13 protein-coding genes and 1 other annotated feature are annotated in these 17,336 nt (G+C 48.7%); all 13 genes read right to left on the bottom strand.

Going from position 1 to position 17,336, the window contains the following annotated elements; genetic code table 11:
* Window positions 1-147: 147 nt before the first annotated feature.
* Window positions 148-1,182, bottom strand: coding sequence for a rod shape-determining protein (locus tag NKT06_RS24755; protein WP_024633969.1), 1,035 nt, complete (start codon window positions 1,180-1,182; stop codon window positions 148-150).
* Window positions 1,183-1,364: 182 nt separating this feature from the next.
* Window positions 1,365-2,054 (bottom strand): RadC family protein, encoded by a 690-nt coding sequence (gene radC, locus NKT06_RS24760; protein ID WP_124117728.1) that lies wholly within the window; start codon window positions 2,052-2,054, stop codon window positions 1,365-1,367.
* A 37-nt stretch (window positions 2,055-2,091) separates the two neighbouring features.
* Window positions 2,092-2,703 carry a Maf family protein gene (locus NKT06_RS24765; RefSeq protein WP_253440293.1) on the bottom strand — a complete coding sequence of 204 codons (612 nt, stop codon included), beginning with the start codon at window positions 2,701-2,703 and terminating at the stop codon, window positions 2,092-2,094.
* 94 nt (window positions 2,704-2,797) lie between these two features.
* Complete coding sequence (locus NKT06_RS24770; protein WP_047841183.1) at window positions 2,798-3,040, bottom strand: DUF4321 domain-containing protein; 243 nt, start codon at window positions 3,038-3,040, stop codon at window positions 2,798-2,800.
* A gap of 145 nt (window positions 3,041-3,185) precedes the next feature.
* Window positions 3,186-4,412: an SPOR domain-containing protein gene (locus NKT06_RS31970; protein ID WP_253440297.1), complete on the bottom strand. Its 1,227-nt coding sequence runs from the start codon at window positions 4,410-4,412 to the stop codon at window positions 3,186-3,188.
* Window positions 4,413-4,530: 118 nt separating this feature from the next.
* Window positions 4,531-5,850, bottom strand: a complete 1,320-nt coding sequence (murC, locus tag NKT06_RS24780; RefSeq protein WP_253442774.1) for a UDP-N-acetylmuramate--L-alanine ligase — start codon at window positions 5,848-5,850, stop codon at window positions 4,531-4,533.
* A 56-nt stretch (window positions 5,851-5,906) separates the two neighbouring features.
* A complete protein-coding gene (locus tag NKT06_RS24785) occupies window positions 5,907-7,283 on the bottom strand; it encodes a bifunctional folylpolyglutamate synthase/dihydrofolate synthase (RefSeq protein WP_253440300.1) in 1,377 nt (458 codons plus the stop codon).
* Between the two features lie 78 nt (window positions 7,284-7,361).
* Window positions 7,362-10,028 carry a valine--tRNA ligase gene (locus tag NKT06_RS24790; RefSeq protein WP_253440302.1) on the bottom strand — a complete coding sequence of 889 codons (2,667 nt, stop codon included), beginning with the start codon at window positions 10,026-10,028 and terminating at the stop codon, window positions 7,362-7,364.
* Between the two features lie 67 nt (window positions 10,029-10,095).
* Window positions 10,096-10,377: a binding site (T-box leader), on the bottom strand.
* 155 nt (window positions 10,378-10,532) lie between these two features.
* The gene (locus NKT06_RS24795) at window positions 10,533-12,065 is read right to left on the bottom strand and encodes a LysM peptidoglycan-binding domain-containing protein (RefSeq protein WP_253440305.1); all 1,533 of its coding nucleotides are present in this window, start codon (window positions 12,063-12,065) and stop codon (window positions 10,533-10,535) included.
* Window positions 12,066-12,431: 366 nt separating this feature from the next.
* A complete protein-coding gene (locus tag NKT06_RS24800; protein ID WP_253440307.1) occupies window positions 12,432-13,340 on the bottom strand; it encodes an RluA family pseudouridine synthase in 909 nt (302 codons plus the stop codon).
* Complete coding sequence (gene hemL, locus NKT06_RS24805; RefSeq protein ID WP_074096251.1) at window positions 13,337-14,641, bottom strand: glutamate-1-semialdehyde 2,1-aminomutase; 1,305 nt, start codon at window positions 14,639-14,641, stop codon at window positions 13,337-13,339. The genes NKT06_RS24800 and hemL overlap by 4 nt, the downstream gene beginning before the upstream one ends.
* 26 nt (window positions 14,642-14,667) lie before the next feature.
* Complete coding sequence (gene hemB, locus NKT06_RS24810; RefSeq protein WP_017692601.1) at window positions 14,668-15,669, bottom strand: porphobilinogen synthase; 1,002 nt, start codon at window positions 15,667-15,669, stop codon at window positions 14,668-14,670.
* A gap of 101 nt (window positions 15,670-15,770) precedes the next feature.
* The gene (cobA, locus tag NKT06_RS24815) at window positions 15,771-17,333 is read right to left on the bottom strand and encodes a uroporphyrinogen-III C-methyltransferase (protein ID WP_253440309.1); all 1,563 of its coding nucleotides are present in this window, start codon (window positions 17,331-17,333) and stop codon (window positions 15,771-15,773) included.
* Between the last annotated feature and the right edge of the window lie 3 nt (window positions 17,334-17,336).

Consider the following 17,336-nt stretch of genomic DNA (forward strand, 5'->3'; position numbering starts at 1 on the left):
GGGGAGACTGTCAGACTTGTAGTCCCTGCGAGAATATCAGCCGATCCTCCCCTGTTAAGCGGGTAATAGCTCATCCCCGGGGTTAACCGGGTCCTCTATAAAGATATCTTGCCACTCAGTCACTATGTCAAGTTAGGCAAATACCGATTAACGTTTGGAACGAACTGCCGAACTGCTTCTGCTTTTGAACAAATGAATATTCTCTAGCGCTTTACCTGTTCCGATCGCCACACAATCCAGCGGGTTCTCGGCCACAATGACAGGCATTCCTGTTTCACCAGCCAGAAGCTTGTCCAGATTGCGCAGAAGCGCCCCACCACCTGTAAGAACGATTCCACGATCCATGATATCGGCCGCGAGTTCAGGTGGGCATTTTTCGAGCGTTACTTTTACCGCTTCAACAATTGCATTCACCGTATCAGCCAATGCTTCGCTGATCTCGTCAGAAGTAATCGTAATGGTCTTCGGCAGACCTGTAACGAGGTCACGTCCACGAATTTCCATCGTTTCTACTTGCTCCAATGGCATTGCCGATCCGATGTCCATCTTCAACTGCTCCGATGTACGCTCACCGATCATCAGATTGTATTGACGTTTGATGTACTGGATAACGGATTCATCCATCTCGTCACCTGCTACGCGAACCGAACGGCTCGTAACAATCCCACCAAGAGAGATAACAGCCACTTCCGTTGTACCGCCACCAATATCGACAACCATACTACCTGTTGGTTCCCATACAGGCAAATCTGCACCAATTGCAGCTGCAAAAGGCTCTTCAATTGTATAGGCTTCACGTGCTCCAGCCTGTTTCGTTGCATCTTCAACCGCACGTTGTTCTACTGCCGTGATCCCGGATGGTACACATACCATCACGTTTGGATGACGTTGGAACATGGAGCGTTGTTTCTGTGCCTCACGGATGAAATATTTGATCATTGTTGCCGTTGTATCAAAGTCAGCGATAACGCCATCTTTCATTGGACGAATGGCACGAATGTTACCTGGTGTACGTCCAATCATTTTTTTGGCGGCTTCACCTACTGCCTCAATGCTTTTTGTATCTGTGCGTATAGCGACAACCGAAGGTTCGCGCACCACAATTCCTTTTCCTCGTACATAAACCAACGTATTTGCTGTCCCCAAGTCAATACCCAAATCTTTCGTAAAACCACCAAACATAACATAATCTCCTTTTCTGCCTCATATAGCCGCTCTATTCTGATTCAGAGCGTGATAATTTCATTCCCACGTAACACGTGGAGCTAATATTCGCATTTGTTTTTTTCATTTGTAAAGTGAACCTATCTTTTACGGACAACGCCGTTAACATTCATAGGAAAACATCAACGCCAACCATTATATTATACTAAGCCCTTCTCCTTCAAACTTACGTACGTTCCATCTCCGATAATAATATGATCAAGCACGTCAATGCCAACAATAGCACCTGCTTCAATCAGTCTCTTGGTTATTTGGATATCCTCCGGACTGGGCGTAGGATCACCGCTCGGATGGTTGTGTGCGCACACAATAGATGCGCTGCTGCATTTGATGGCAGCCCGGAACACTTCACGCGGATGTACAATCGAAGCGTTAAGGCTGCCCATGGAGAGTGTTTCCTGGGCAATAATATGATTTTTGCTATTCAAAAAGAGACACACAAAATGTTCTTTTTGCAAGTAACGCAATTGTTCGATCAGGATATCAGCTGCATCACGCGGTGTACGAATTGAAGTTGACTGTGTGAGTCTGCTCTTGGCAATTCGATGACCCAGCTCAATGCCAGCTTTCAATTGCACAGCCTTGGCATTGCCAATCCCTTTCATCGTGGTCAGTTCTTCCAGACTCAAATCCATCAACGAGCGAATGCCACCCGCTTCGGCCAGAATCCGCTGTGCCATATGCACCGCGGATTCCTGTCTTGTGCCTGTTCGAAGTAAAATTGCCAGCAATTCAGCATGGCTTAAAGCGCCCGCCCCGTATTCCATCATGCGTTCTCTCGGGCGTTCTTCCTGGGGGATGTCGCGCATCATGTATTGAGGCGACTCCATATGTTCCCTCTTTTCATTTCACAACATTTGGCTTCGTTCAAGTTCGTGGCAACACATGTACGCCGAACCCGTCCAACATGTCACTTAGCAAGGATAGCGGCAAGCCAACCACATTAAAATAACATCCTTCAATACGGTCGATCAGTGAAGCGCCAATGCCCTGAATGGCATAAGATCCCGCCTTGTCTGAAGGCTCACCTGTCTTCACATAAGCACGGATGGTTGCATCCGACAGTTCTTTCATTGTGACATCGGTCTGGCGGTAATGAACTAACGACTGTCCATTGCCCGCATCAATACAAGCGACGCCCGTAAACACCCGATGTACACGGCCCTGCAGCCGGGATAACATACGTTCAGCATCCGCTTCGTCTACAGGTTTGCCTAGAATCTCACCATCCAGAACAACAACAGTGTCACTGCCAACAATAATGGAATCCTGCTCGCGGCCTTCAAGCCCGCGATACACGGCAAGCGCCTTACGCAAAGCAAGCTCCTGTACCGTCTGTTCAGGTGTCCACTCTGGTGGTGTATCTTCATTGGCATGACTTGGTATTACATCAAACGCTAGGTGGAGTGATGCGATCAGTTCTTTGCGCCGAGGCGATGTGGAGGCCAGAATAATAGGGCGCTGCTTTGTGTTATCCAAAATGAACGGCTCCTTATGCCACGGCAACATCCTGTCCGGATCACGATAATAGATGTCACTGGATTAATTTTTTTCGTCATAACTCGTCATTCTCCTACAGTCTGCGATACAGCCACACAGCGGCAATCATACCGATCAGACTCAGAAGGCTCATTTGAAATTGAAGTGAAATATCATAACTGATAATATCAAGATCAGCCTGCGGTGACCAACGTATGGTCGTGGCTTTCGTAAGAAAGGCTACTGCCTTAACAGGCTGCAGTGCCTTGGCGATCCACGCTCCGGCCATCCAGCCGAGCAGCAGAAACAGCAATAACATGCCGAAGTTTTTTTTCATCGGTAATCTTCCCTCGCCATTTTTTGACACCCACATTATTATACGGGGTTTTGTACGTCAATACAAACACAAATCCGGCAAGGGGAACTATTTCCAGTTCCTTGCCGGATGGGTATTTCGAAGCGTTGTTATGGGAAAGAGCATGTTACTGCTTAATCGCTTCGAGCCATTTTTTCTGCTGTAGTACATATTCCATCAGATCAGACTGCACGGACCACATGTGCACATCATCCGGGTTCTTGTTGTACTCTGCAATAGCCGTTATTGCATCGTTCATTGATTTCTCCATTCCACCAACAATAGGTTGTACCTCCGCAGTCAGGCCGGGTGAGAGGCTATTCAAACCGGTTAACCATGACTGGTGCTTATTCTGAATCGCGGTCATCGTTTCTGCAGAGACTGCTGTCGGTGCGGATTGTCCCAACTGCTGAATGGACAAGGTAGACAATTGTTCGACCAGTGCAGAACTGTTTGTGAAGAAAAGCTGCACATCCTCTTGCTTGCCACCGAATATAGCCGGATTGATCTCAGGGTTCACAATCTCCTTGACATACAGTTCGACTCCCTGAGCTTTTAGCCTGGAGCTAAGTAGCTTGGCCTCTTCACGATCAGCCGAAATGCCTGCATATACTCGATTGCCATCTTCAGGATCAGACCCTGCCGCTATACCTGCCTGAGCCAGCTCAAGCTTAGCCTGCTCAGCTCGTTCAGGAGAACTGAACACGCCGTATTGAAGTGCATAATACGTGCTGCCAGTCGCCGCTGTCTGTTGCTGCGCTGTACCTGCAGCCCCCTCCTGACCAGTCACTGTGGAAACTGCCTGATTGGCGGGCAGAAGATCACCTGGCTTGACGGCTCCTTCTTTATTAAAAAATGAAAGAATAACCATGCCAAAAAGTGCTCCGGTAACAAGCGCCCCAGTGACAGAACCAATCATTTTCCAGCCCCTTGGAGGGCGATTGCGCTTATAGGAATAGTTCTCGGAATCTGCAAGCCAGTCGTGGCCCAGATCATCCTGGGCATAAGACAGATGGCGACGCTCTTCCTCCGGATCTTCTGAATAATTATCATAACCGTAGCCGGAACGGTTCCCCAAATAATGGGGTGCATCCAAGTTCAAGTTCGAATCAGGGCTCACCCGCTCGTCAGGTTCAGGTACAGTAGAGCTTGTAAGCACCGTCTCTCCCCAGTCTCCGGGGATATCCTCAGGCGTCCATGATGGGGTTGCATCCATCTGTTTAGGCGTTAGCGGTTGATTATGCGGTACTTCTTCACTTAACGTCACCAATGGACTGGACGCGGAACTCCTCTTGTTTCCAGGCTTGTCCGACTCATGATCCCCGAAGCGAAACGTCATTCTAGCATTGCTCACCCGTACCCTCTCCTTTGTCCCATTTATATCAGCTATATGCAGAGAAGGCAGAATACATTCCAATTAACGCAAAAAAAACGCCTGCTTCGTATCGAAGACAGGCGATTTCTCAGTTGATTTATTTCAAGCCTTTGGCAAGGGTATCGCCGACTTTCCAGATATCACCCGCACCCATCGTAATCACCAGGTCTCCTGGCTGCAAACGATGCTGCAGATCAGCTACAACTTCTTCTTTCGTAGGAAGGTACCGTGCAGATGCATTACTGTTTTGAACGATTAGTTCAACCAGTTTGGCTGAGGTTACCCCTTCGATCTGTTTTTCGCCCGCAGGAGAATAGATATCTGTAATAAGCACCTCATCCGCTTCCGCGAAAGCACGACTGAACGCATCCAACAGGAAGAACGTACGCGTATAACGCTGTGGCTGGAATACCGCAATAATGCGTTTGCCTGTTGCTTTGGCTGCACTAATGGTCGCTTCAATCTCAGTCGGGTGATGCGCATAATCATCAATGATCAGCATATCACGCGCCTCGCCCAATACCTGGAATCTGCGTTTGGCTCCGTGGAACTGGATAATCGCTGCCACAATCTTCTCAAATGGAATACCTGCTTCCAGACAGGTAATTACAGTAGCCATGGCATTATAAACGTTATGCTTACCTGGCACTGATAATTCCACCGTGCCCATAGCAGCACCCTGATGATTCATCGTAAAGGAGATACGGCGATCACCCAGTACAATATCCGTTGCCGTATAATCCGCAGCACGATCAATACCATAGGTTGTAATCCGTGACTTGAGTTCTGGCAAAATCGCTTGAACATTCTCGTCGTCAGAGCACACAATGGCTGTTCCTTCCGGACGAATCTGGCTCAGGAACTGCACATAAGCCTTTTTGAGCTCCTCAAAATCACTGTTGTAATTCTCCAGATGATCTGCCTCAATATTGGTTACAATACCGAGCCATGGATGGTACTGCAAAAATGAGCCATCGCTCTCGTCCGCCTCAGCGACTACCCAGTCGCCCTGGCCCGCCTTGGCGTTGGTGCCCACATTCATGATCTCTCCGCCAATGATATATGTCGGATCCGTATCACATTTATCCATAACCAGTGCAATCATGGATGAGGTGGTTGTTTTACCGTGAGCTCCAGCCACAGCCACACCTTTACGTTCGTTCAACAAACGTGCAAGCATCTGGGAACGATGTAGAATCGGAATGTTCAGCTCTGCAGCCGCTACCCGTTCCACATTATCAGCAGGCGCTGCCGTAGAGTATACAACCAGGTCTGCTCCAGTGACGTGCTCTGCCGTATGTCCGATATATATTTTCGCTCCCTTGGCTGCCAACTTCTCGGTCAACTCCTGTGAAGCGACATCCGATCCGGTAACGGTGTATCCCATTTCCAACATAACTCTTGCGATGGCACTCATGCCATATCCGCCAATCCCTATAAAATGAACGTGTTCCGATGTATTTAACAAAACTTTCACCAACCTTTTTCAGAATCGGTTTGATGCAAAAGGGCTGCCCGCACATCCGCAATCAGGTACAGTGTGCCGGAGACCACCCCCAGATCTTCCGCTTCCGTCCGTGACTTCAATAGATCAAGTGCCTTTGCCCATTCGGGCTCGACGATGATTTCCAGTTCCTTCTTCGCAATGGCGGGACGTACCCGTTCGACAATCTGCAGCAATTCGGCTGCATCCATTTTGCGTCGGAAATCTGGCTCGGTCAGGATCAGCGTATCCACTAGTGGCAGTATATGCTGCAAATACGCTTCGTGATGCTTATTTGCCAACATACCCATCATCAAAATTAACTTGTTGTGAGGATAGACTTCCGTAATGCTCTTGGCCAGTGACTCTGCCCCTTCCGGATTATGTGCTCCATCGAGCACAATTCGGGGTTGATCGACGACTTTTTCGAATCTTCCCGCCCAGAAAGCATTCTCCAGTCCAAGTGCAATATCGTTGTCATCCAGCATAAATGCCATGTATTGTCTAAGCAATTCAAGCACCATCAGTGCGGCCGCAGCATTGTCACATTGATGTGAGCCCTGCATGCGTATGCGAACGTCCAGATCACGAAACGGGCCGGTAAAATGAAAAGATTGTCCGTTCTCATTACTCTCCAGTCGATGATAAGAGAATTGATCTCCAGCCAAATACAGGCTTGATTGAAGCTGCTGTGCTTTCTCCTGAATCACTTTCACAGCTTCGGGTTGCGTCGCGCAGGTCACAACGGGTACTCCCGGCTTGATAATGCCTGCCTTTTCTCCAGCAATCTGCTCAATCGTATCTCCAAGCACATCCGTGTGATCCATACCAATGTTGGTGATGACGGACACAACAGGCGAAACAATATTCGTTACGTCCATCCTTCCCCCCAGCCCCGTCTCCCATACCACAACATCAGGGTAGCACTCTTCTGCATAATACAGAAGCGCGAGAGCCGTGGACACCTCAAACATCGTTGGGGAACCAAGCGGAGAAGATGCCATTTCCATAACCAGCGGGCGCAGACGGTTAGAGATCTTCAACAGAATCTCTTCCGGAATATCCTCGCCGTTGTATTGAAAACGGTTCGTAAACTTGGTGATATAAGGCGACGTAAAGGTACCCACATCATATCCAGCCTGAAGAAGCACTGACGTCAAAAAAGCGCAAGTCGAACCTTTGCCGTTCGTTCCCGCGACGTGAATAAATTTGAGACGCTGGTGAGGATTGCCTAACATAGACATCAGACTCTCGATTCGTTCCAATCCAGGTCGTATGCCAAAAGGAATAAGGCCATTGATCCAGTCCACGGCCTCGTTATACGTAAGTAAAGGAGCTGCTGCATCTGTCCCGTCTAATTCCGTCATCTGATTCACCTTCGGTTCCGAGTTTGAGTGAAAAAAGCGGCCGGATGGCATAATGGCTCTCCATCCGACCCAAATATATTAACCTTTCAGTTCCTTGATTCGTGCAATCACTTTATCCCGTTTATCGGAATAGTCTGCTTGCTTGGCGCGCTCTTCTTCAATAACCTTGGCAGGCGCTTTGGCAACAAAGCCTTCATTCGACAGCTTTTTCTCCACACGGAGTACTTCGCCCTCAAGGTTCTGTAACTCTTTCTCCAGGCGAGCCACTTCCTGTTCGATATCAATAAGACCAGCAAGCGGCAAGTATAGCTCTGCCCCTGTAATGATTGCAGTCATTGCCTTATCCGGGGAGCTTAGATCCAGCCCACTATCGAACTCGGACGTGTTACAGAAACGTTTGATGTAATGACTGTTACGTTCGATGATGCTGGACGCTTCAGGGCTATTTGCTTTTACCATCAATTCGATCTTTTTGCTCATAGGCACGTTCACTTCTGCACGAATGTTCCGAACTGCACGAATGGTATCCATGAGCAGGTTCATCTCGGCTACAGCCTCTGGGTTCTCAAAAGCAGGATCATATACCGGCCATGCTGCCAGCGTAATTGTCTCACCTTCATGCGGCAGATGCTGCCAGATCTCTTCGGAGATGTATGGCATAAACGGATGAATCAGGCGCATGGTCTGATCCAGCACATAAGCAAGCACGGATTGTGTTTTCTTCTTGGCAACCGGATCTTCCCCATAGAAGGACAGTTTAGCAAACTCAATGTACCAGTCACACAGGTCATCCCAGATAAAGTTATACAGCACACGACCCGTTTCCCCAAATTCATACGCTTCGATTAGACGCGTAATATCGCGGGAAGTTTCGTTCAGACGGTGCAAAATCCAATAATCCGCTGTACCAAGCTCTCCGCTGATGTCCCGATCCTCATAGGTGAATCCTTCCAGATTCATCAATGCAAAGCGCGAAGCATTCCAGATCTTGTTGGCAAAATTACGAGCCTGCTCCACCCGTTCCCAACGGAAACGGAGATCCTGGCCTGGCGTGCTGCTGGTTGAGATCATGTAACGCATTGCATCTGCACCATATTTCTCAATCACATCCAGCGGATCTACACCGTTGCCCAGTGATTTGGACATTTTGCGTCCATCTGCATCACGAACAAGACCATGCATCAGCACATCCTTAAACGGAATCTCATCCGTGAATTCCAGTGCAGTGAAAATCATACGTGCAACCCAGAAATATATGATGTCATACCCTGTCACAAGTACACTTGTCGGATAATAACGTTGCAGGTCTTCCGTATCTTCCGGCCAGCCTAGTGTGGAGAATGGCCATAAGCCGGAGCTAAACCAAGTATCGAGTACATCCTCATCCTGTCTAAGCTTGCGTCCAGCATTTTCTGGCAGCGTAGTCGGATCTTCAGCAGATACGATGATTTCACCCGTTTCCTCATCATACCAGGCAGGAATACGATGTCCCCACCACAGTTGACGGGAAATACACCAGTCACGAACGTTCTCGATCCAGTTTAGATAGGTTTTCTCGAAACGGTCTGGAACAAAATTAACCCCTTCGCCGCTCTGTTGTTTCTTGATCGCTCTCTCTGCAAGTGGCTTCATCTCAACAAACCACTGGGTAGACAGATATGGTTCAACAACAGCTCCGGTACGTTCACTGTGTCCAACCTGATGCGTATGATCCTCGATGTTGATCAATACACCTTGCTCTTTCATATCAGCAACAATCTGCTTGCGGCATTCACTGCGATCCAGTCCCTGATACTTACCAGCTTCTGCATTCATTGTGCCGCTCTCATCCATTACCGTAATCTGAGGCAGATCATGACGAAGACCTACTTCAAAGTCATTTGGATCATGCGCAGGCGTGATTTTAACTGCACCACTTCCAAACTCTTTATCCACATAATCATCAGCGATAATTGGAATTTCTCGTCCGATGATAGGCAGTACAAGTACTTTACCAATCATATCTGCATAGCGCTCATCCTTCGGATGAACAGCGACCGCTGTATCACCCAGCATCGTTTCAGGACGCGTTGTTGCCACGGTAACGTAGCCACTTCCATCTTTGAGCGGGTAACGCAGATGGTACAAGTGACCCTGAACCTCTTTATATTCAACCTCAATGTCGGACAGAGCTGTCCGGTTCACCGGGTCCCAGTTAATGATGCGTTTGCCTCGGTAAATAAGGCCTTTTTCATACAGTTGAACAAATACTTTACGAACCGCTTGGGACAGACCTTCATCCAGCGTAAAACGTTCACGTGAGTAATCAAGCGACAAACCCATTTTGCCCCATTGCTGACGAATGGTTGTGGCATATTGATCTTTCCAATCCCATACTTTCTCCAGAAACTTCTCACGTCCCAGATCATAACGGGTCAGACCTTCTTCACGCAGCTTCTGCTCCACTTTGGTTTGGGTAGCAATACCTGCATGGTCGGAACCTGGAAGCCACAGTGCATCATAACCCTGCATCCGTTTGGTGCGGATCAGAATATCCTGTAGTGTAAAGTCGAGCGCATGCCCGATGTGCAGCATCCCGGTTACATTTGGGGGTGGAATTACAATCGTATACGGCTCGGCATCTTTACGTTGACCGGCTTTGAAATATCCGCGCTCCATCCAGGTGGAGTACCATTTGTCCTCTGCCGCTTTAGGATCGTAAGTGGTCGGCATTTCTGTTGCAGCTGATTTTTTTTCCTCAGACATGTGTCATTCCTCCGTTACTTCATCTTCATCATCTTCGCCAAAAAAAACAAAAAAAACCTTTCATCCATCAAAGGACGAAAGGTTAGCTTTCGCGGTACCACCTTTGTTTCACGCCGACAGCAAGATAGACTTCACCCTTTGTACATGACGTGACACTTCAAGCAGATAACGGCTGCTACCGGCCCATCCTACCTCAGAAATAAATGACGATAAATCTCATTCATCCCTTGTATTCAAACAGGCAACTCCCGGGCGACTTCGATCAGTTGGTTCCTGCGGAATCTCACAGCGTTGCGATTCCACTCTCTGAAAGGTCATACTGTCTACTACTCCCGTTCCACGTTGTTCTTCAAAAAACCTACACACATCATACCTTGCTCGTGCGCGATAGTCAACCTGACAACAGCGGATAAAGTGCGCTGGAATGCAGGTTTAGGGCAAATCATGCAAAAACCCGTAATCCTCAAGGGGATCACGGGTCGTAACGAAGGCTTTAACTACGGATTAAGGGATGTACAATATCTGACCTTCTTCCACAACTTGTTCAGATAATCGGTTATACAATTGAAGTTCCCTTGTGCTCAATTGGTATCGATCTGCAATGGCATCCAGTGTATCTTCCCGCTGGACGATACACAGTTTCACCTTACGGAATGGCGTCTGGTCCACGATCGTTCCCAGGAACAGATTCTTCCATTCCACATCCTCTGGTGCATACGTTTCTTCCTGTATCACACCAGCTGGAACCTCTTCGCCTCTCTCCACTTCAGCATCGCGTGCTGATCTGCCAGAGGATAACAAGGAAGAGATACCCACACCCTCCTCTTGTCTTGGTGCGGATTCCTTTTTGCTGCCAAAAGCAACCTTCATCTCCGGCTTGTCTTCCGTCTCAGCCACAGGTTCAGGAACAAATGCTTCGTTCTGCACAAACTCATCTACCCCAGTCGCTTCAAAAGACGGGCGTTCTTCCTCTGCATTGCCTGCTTCGGACGAACCGAATACACCTTGCCAGTTCTCCGCCTGTGGTTCAACCGGAACATCAACTGCCTGATTCTCCTGCTGAGGTACAGATCTCGCTGATTCGAAATGCCATACGTCCGGTGCGTCCGGTACATCTGGTGCTGCAAACTCATTAGATGATTGAGCAGTAGGCTCTGGGACTGCTTGATCTGAATTTCTAGGCTCCTCAGGCAATGCATCCCCAGAAGGCTCGGACCACGCTAAAGACTCTTCTTCCAGAGGCAGCACTGGTTCCGACTCAGGGTAAGAAGCTAACCGATCAGCAGTCTCAGCCATAAATGACGAGATCGGAGAAGGTTCGCTGTATTGCTCATGGGATGCCAATTCATCTCCATTCGCTGTCAGAGATGCGGGATCTTCGTCTGCATCAGGTTGTCTGTTTTCGTTAGCATACTCCGCACTTTGCTCCTCAGATTGAAGTGGCTCGGCTGATGATAAGTTCGTATATTCCTGATGATATTCCGGGGCACCATATGCAAGTTCTGCTGCATTCGCAAGTCTCTCTTCCTCACTCCGCTGGAGCAGATACTCTTGTGCAAATGTGTTGGGGTCGCTACCTGTCTGTTCTGCTTCATCGGAACGGTTGGATTGCTGAGCATCCGGTGAGTGGACTACCGTAAATTCATCTGCTGACCACACTTGTGGCTCTTCAACAGGAAAGCCCTCGATGCCTCGCAGCGACAACACGCCAGTAATGTTCAGACTGCGATTGGATAACAGATCCACGTCAAAATTTTCGATCTCAATGGAAATATCCTCAATCGATCTGACCCGGTTCAGCGGCACTGTGATCTCCACGGGAATGAAATGTTTGAGCTCCTCAGAAGCCTCATTTTCTCCTCTGTACGCACCTGTTAGTAAAAGATGCCCTCTTAACGTGGCATGATCATCCTGCCCTATGACTTGAATGCGCGGGTATAGTTCAATCTCCTCCAATTCCTCAATCGCAGGGACTCCCTCAGACAAATGAACGCGCTCATAAATATCGAACCGCAAACCATAAGGTTGATTCAACAAAGGTGGCGTCCTCCTTTCGGCATATGTTCACCATGATCCTTCTCATGGGACTGATCCATGGTCCAAATCCTTCGTTACCCCATCTATATGCCTTGAATGAGAGGAGCATGCCACCTTTTGAAAAACCTTGCTATATAAAGCGAAATAGAGAATGTTTCACCTAGCCACTTCGATGACAGAATAACCTTCCGATCACTGTTATCCCCAGATTTTTTTTGATTCCCTTCTTCAAAGGGAAAATCCGGGGATAGCTTATGCTTCCGAAGCAGCTTTCTTTCAGAAAGCTTTTAGGCGAACGCTCCGCTTCTTCACGTTATTTCTGTCCTCTCCGTTCTCGTGAAACTATTCAAGTTCGCTTTATATCATTTATGAATACACCTTTTCACGTTCTGCCAATTGTGTGAAGTCGGCTGGCCAAGGGTCATTCACTTCAATCATGGCTCCAGTTAACGGGTGGTTAAACTTCAGCACTTCTCCGTGAAGCGCCTGCCGACCAATGGCATCCGCTTTTCCTCCATACAACTCATCACCGATAAGCGGATGTCCCGCGTAACTCAGATGTACACGAATTTGGTGTGTTCGTCCTGTATCCAGCTTCAATCGTACAAGGGTTGCTCGTTCCCACACTTCGACGATCTCCACATGAGTAACCGCTTCTTGACCACCTTCCGAGACACGTCTGCGCTGTTTGTGATGTCTGTCTTTGCCAATCGGAGCATCAATTTTGTGCAGTTCACGGGATAGTTGCCCCCCTGCGATGGCTACATAATGGCGATCAATCTCTTTGTGACGCATCGCTTCATCCAGTTTGGCGAGGGCAAAAGCATTTTTGGCATACAGGACAGGTCCGGTTGTATCCTCATCCAGTCGATGAACATGGCGTACGCTCGCCTGTATTCCGTTCATCTCATAATAGGAGGCAACCACATGATCCAGCGTGATGGCCTGATCAGCCCGGCTTCCATCCGGATGCAGTTTCATGCCTGCCGGTTTGTGCATAACCAGACAGAAATCATCCTCATACAAGACCTCCACCTCAGCCCAGCGTGGCTCAACATCGATTGGCCGGGACGCAAAAAGGGCCAGCCGAAGCCGGTCCCCTGCGAGTTGTATTCCACGGTTTGCTTTAAGCTGACGTAACAATTTCTCTGGAAACCGAAGCTCAGACAATAGCCATTGCTCAGCAGCCATCTGTTTGTCCGTGCTGCCTGTTACGGCTTTGCCTGGCATCAGCTCAAGCCATTCCCCGCGGCGTTTCCAACTTTTGATTGTCATAGCGATTGAAGAGCTTTACGATTCGCCTCGATCGTATCGTCAATATCCTGCTCCGTGTGCACACCAGAGACAAACATGCCTTCGTATTGCGAAGGCGCAACACTCACACCTTGATCAATCATGGCCGCAAAATAACGACGGAATTGATCCAGATTGCTTTCTTTGGCAATATCATAATTGGTTACTGGAACGGCACTGAAGAATGGACAAACCATGGAACCCACACGGTTAATGGTTATCGCGACACCCGTCTCAGCTGCATTTTTCTCGAATCCGGCTTGCAGACGTGCAGACAGTGTCTCCAGACGGTCATAGACCTCTGGTGTTAACAATTTGAGCGTGGTATATCCTGCGGCCATAGCCAGCGGATTCCCGCTTAGTGTACCTGCTTGATAGATCGGTCCCGTAGGGGCAATCTGTTCCATAAGATCCCGGCGACCACCATAAGCACCAACCGGGAGTCCGCCACCGATCACTTTCCCCAGACAAGTCAGGTCAGGTGTAACCCCATACCGTCCCTGGGCACAGTTCAACCCTACACGGAAACCGGTCATGACTTCGTCAAAAATAAGCAGGCTGCCATATTGCGTCGTCAAACTGCGCAAGCCTTCAAGGAAACCGGAAGCCGGAGGTACAACCCCCATGTTACCTGCCACAGGTTCCACAATAACAGCGGCCAGTTCTTCACCATAACGTTCAAAAGCAAGCGTCACGGACTCCAGATCGTTATAAGGTACCGTAATGGTATTTACAGCTACGCCTTCAGGCACACCTGGACTATCTGGCAGCCCCAACGTTGCAACACCTGAACCAGCCTTAATCAGCAAGCTGTCCGCATGTCCATGATATGATCCTTCAAACTTCAGAATTTTACTGCGTCCGGTTACCCCGCGTGCCAGTCGAATGGCACTCATGGTTGCTTCCGTACCGGAATTAACCATCCGCACGATATCGATGGAAGGTACACGCTCACAGACCAGTTTCGCCATCTCGGTCTCCAGCAAGGTAGGTGCACCAAAACTTGTTCCTTTAAGGGCTGTCTCACGCAAAGCTTCTACAACGTCAGGGTGCGCATGTCCCATGATAAGTGGACCCCACGATCCTACATAGTCAATAAAAACATTGCCATCAATATCGTAGATTTTGGACCCTTCGCCGCGCTCCGCATAGATCGGAGTAAGTCCCACCGATTTGAATGCGCGTACAGGGCTGTTCACCCCCCCGGGTATGTACTGCTTAGCTTCCTCAAACGCGCTGCGTGAGCGCTCATCATTGCGACGATTACCTTGTTGTGCAGTCATGAGTATCCTCCTTAATGTAATTTATTTTATTTCTCAGCCAACCAGCGAGAAGCGTCTTTTCCATAGTAGGTAATGATCATATCTGCACCTGCGCGTTTCATGCTGAGCAGGATTTCCATGGCGACTTTTTTCTCATCGATCCAGCCTTGAATCGCCGCCGCCTTAACCATGGCATACTCGCCACTTACATTATAGGCAACAAGCGGAAGATCAAATTGATCCTTGATGGTGCGCATAACATCCAGATAAGAAAGGGATGGTTTAACCATCAACATGTCCGCTCCTTCCAGCACATCCGTTTCGGCTTCACGCAAAGCTTCACGTGCATTGGCCGGGTCCATCTGATACGACTTGCGATCTCCAAATTGTGGCGTGGAATCCGCAGCTTCACGGAATGGACCATAGAAAGCCGACGCGTATTTTACAGAGTAGGACATGATCGGAATGTGACTGAATCCATTCTCATCCAGCCCGGCACGGATCGCTTGTACAAATCCATCCATCATGTTGGATGGCGCAATAATGTCCGCTCCTGCTTTGGCTTGGGACACTGCCGTTTGCACGAGCAGATCAAGTGATTCGTCATTTAACACATCACCGCAGATGTGACCGTCAATCTCCACGGTGTGTACCATACCGCAGTGACCGTGATCCGTGAATTCACACAGACAAGTATCTGCAACAACCAGCAGCTCTGGATACCACGATTTGATTAATCTCGTCGCTTCCTGCACAATGCCATCTTCAGCGAAACCAGATGAACCCACACTGTCTTTGGTCTCCGGAATACCGAACAATAACACGGCTGGAATTCCCAACTCGGCAATTTCTGTTACTTCTTCCTGAAGACGATCCAGCGAGAAGCGGAATACCCCAGGCATGGATTTGATTTCGGATTTGACATTTTCTCCATACGTTACATAAATCGGTTGAATAAAATCATCCACGGTTAGATGGGTCTCTCTGACCATATTGCGAATACCTGTGGATTGGCGTAAACGGCGATGCCGTACAATTGGAAAACTCATACGTGTAAAACCTCCCTGAAAGTGTAATAGAGCAAAAAGGGAAGCGCGCTGGTATCCTATCGAATTCAGCACGCTTCATATGTCAACATATTACATGTGTATTAATTCCGAAGAACGCCTTCCTTGGTGCTTGTCCGTTTCCAGTCACATAGAACTGTGATCAAGCTATCCATCGTTGCTTCCTCTGCCATGAGTGTAACACGCAGTCCAGCGGCCTCTGCTGTCTTCGCTGTAACAGGTCCGATACATGCAACCTCCACATCTTTCAATAAAGGCAGCGGATCTTGCAACCCCATACGTTTCAACATACTCATGAAGTTGGTAACTGTCGATGAACTTGTAAAGGTCACTGCATGAATACCGCCTTCTTCAAGCAGCTTGAGCAGTTCATCATCATCCTCACCCGCGAGGATCGTATCATAGATGATGGCTTCGGTGACTTGAAGCCCCCGTTCTCTCAGCTGGTCACGTAACCACGTACGTGCAAGATCACCGTGCGGAAGCAGTACTTTCTGACCTTCCTTCAATTCACTTTCAAAAGCTTCAAGCATACCTTCGGCCTGGAAAGGACCTTTGACCACCTCTGCAACGATGCCATGTTTGCGCAAAGCATCTGCTGTAGAAGGTCCTACGGCAGCAATTCTTGCTTGATGAATCGAGCGAATATCCTTGCCTTCCTGTTCCAGGTGGCGGAAGAAAAACTCCACGCCGTTCACACTTGTGAAAAACACCCAGTCATAGGTATTTAAAGCACTGAAGGCTTCTTTGACACTTTGCTGCGCAGATTCACTGGAAGGCATGACCGTCTCAATGACCGGAAACTCATACGGTTCGCCGCCAAGTTCCTCAATGCGATTCACCAGTTCACTCGCCTGACTACGAGCACGGGTCACCAGAATTCGTTTGCCAAACAGCGGCAGCGCCTCTGCCCATTTCAACTGTTCCCGTTGATTCACAACATCCCCCACCACAATAACAGCAGGCGGTTGGAAATTGGCTGCGATCACTTTTGCTTCTATATCTTCAAGGGTACCTGTAATGGTATCCTGTTCCGCTCGTGTTCCCCAACGAATCAGAGCTACTGGTGTTTGCGCTGGACGACCATGACGAATCAACTGTTCGCTGATATAGCCAATTTTGGCAACACCCATCATAAATACAAGTGTGCCCGTTGCATTCGTCACTTTATCCCAATGGATGCTGCGATCGAGCTTGTCCGGACTTTCATGCCCCGTAATGATGGAGATAGAGGAAGCATAGTCCCGGTGTGTCACGGGAATTCCGGCATACGCAGGTACACTTATCGCAGCTGTTACCCCTGGCACGATCTCAAACGGAATCCCGTTTTTGTGCAGCAAATCCGCCTCTTCGCCCACGCGTCCAAAGATAGTCGGATCGCCACCCTTAAGCCGAACCACAACCTTGCCTTCCAGGGCCAGATCAACCAACAGTTGATTGATCTCTTCCTGTTTCATCGTATGCCGATCCGGGCGCTTACCCACGTAAATCTTGACTGCACCGGGTTTCATTTGTTTCAACAATCTCGGACTGGCCAAACGATCATAGACTACAGCATCGGCTTTACCGATGGATTCCCACCCTTTTACCGTAATCAGCTTTGCATCCCCAGGACCTGCCCCTACCAAAAAGACCTTTCCCACCATGTC

It is taken from the genome of Paenibacillus sp. 1781tsa1 (assembly GCF_024159265.1).
Lineage (GTDB): Bacteria > Bacillota > Bacilli > Paenibacillales > Paenibacillaceae > Paenibacillus.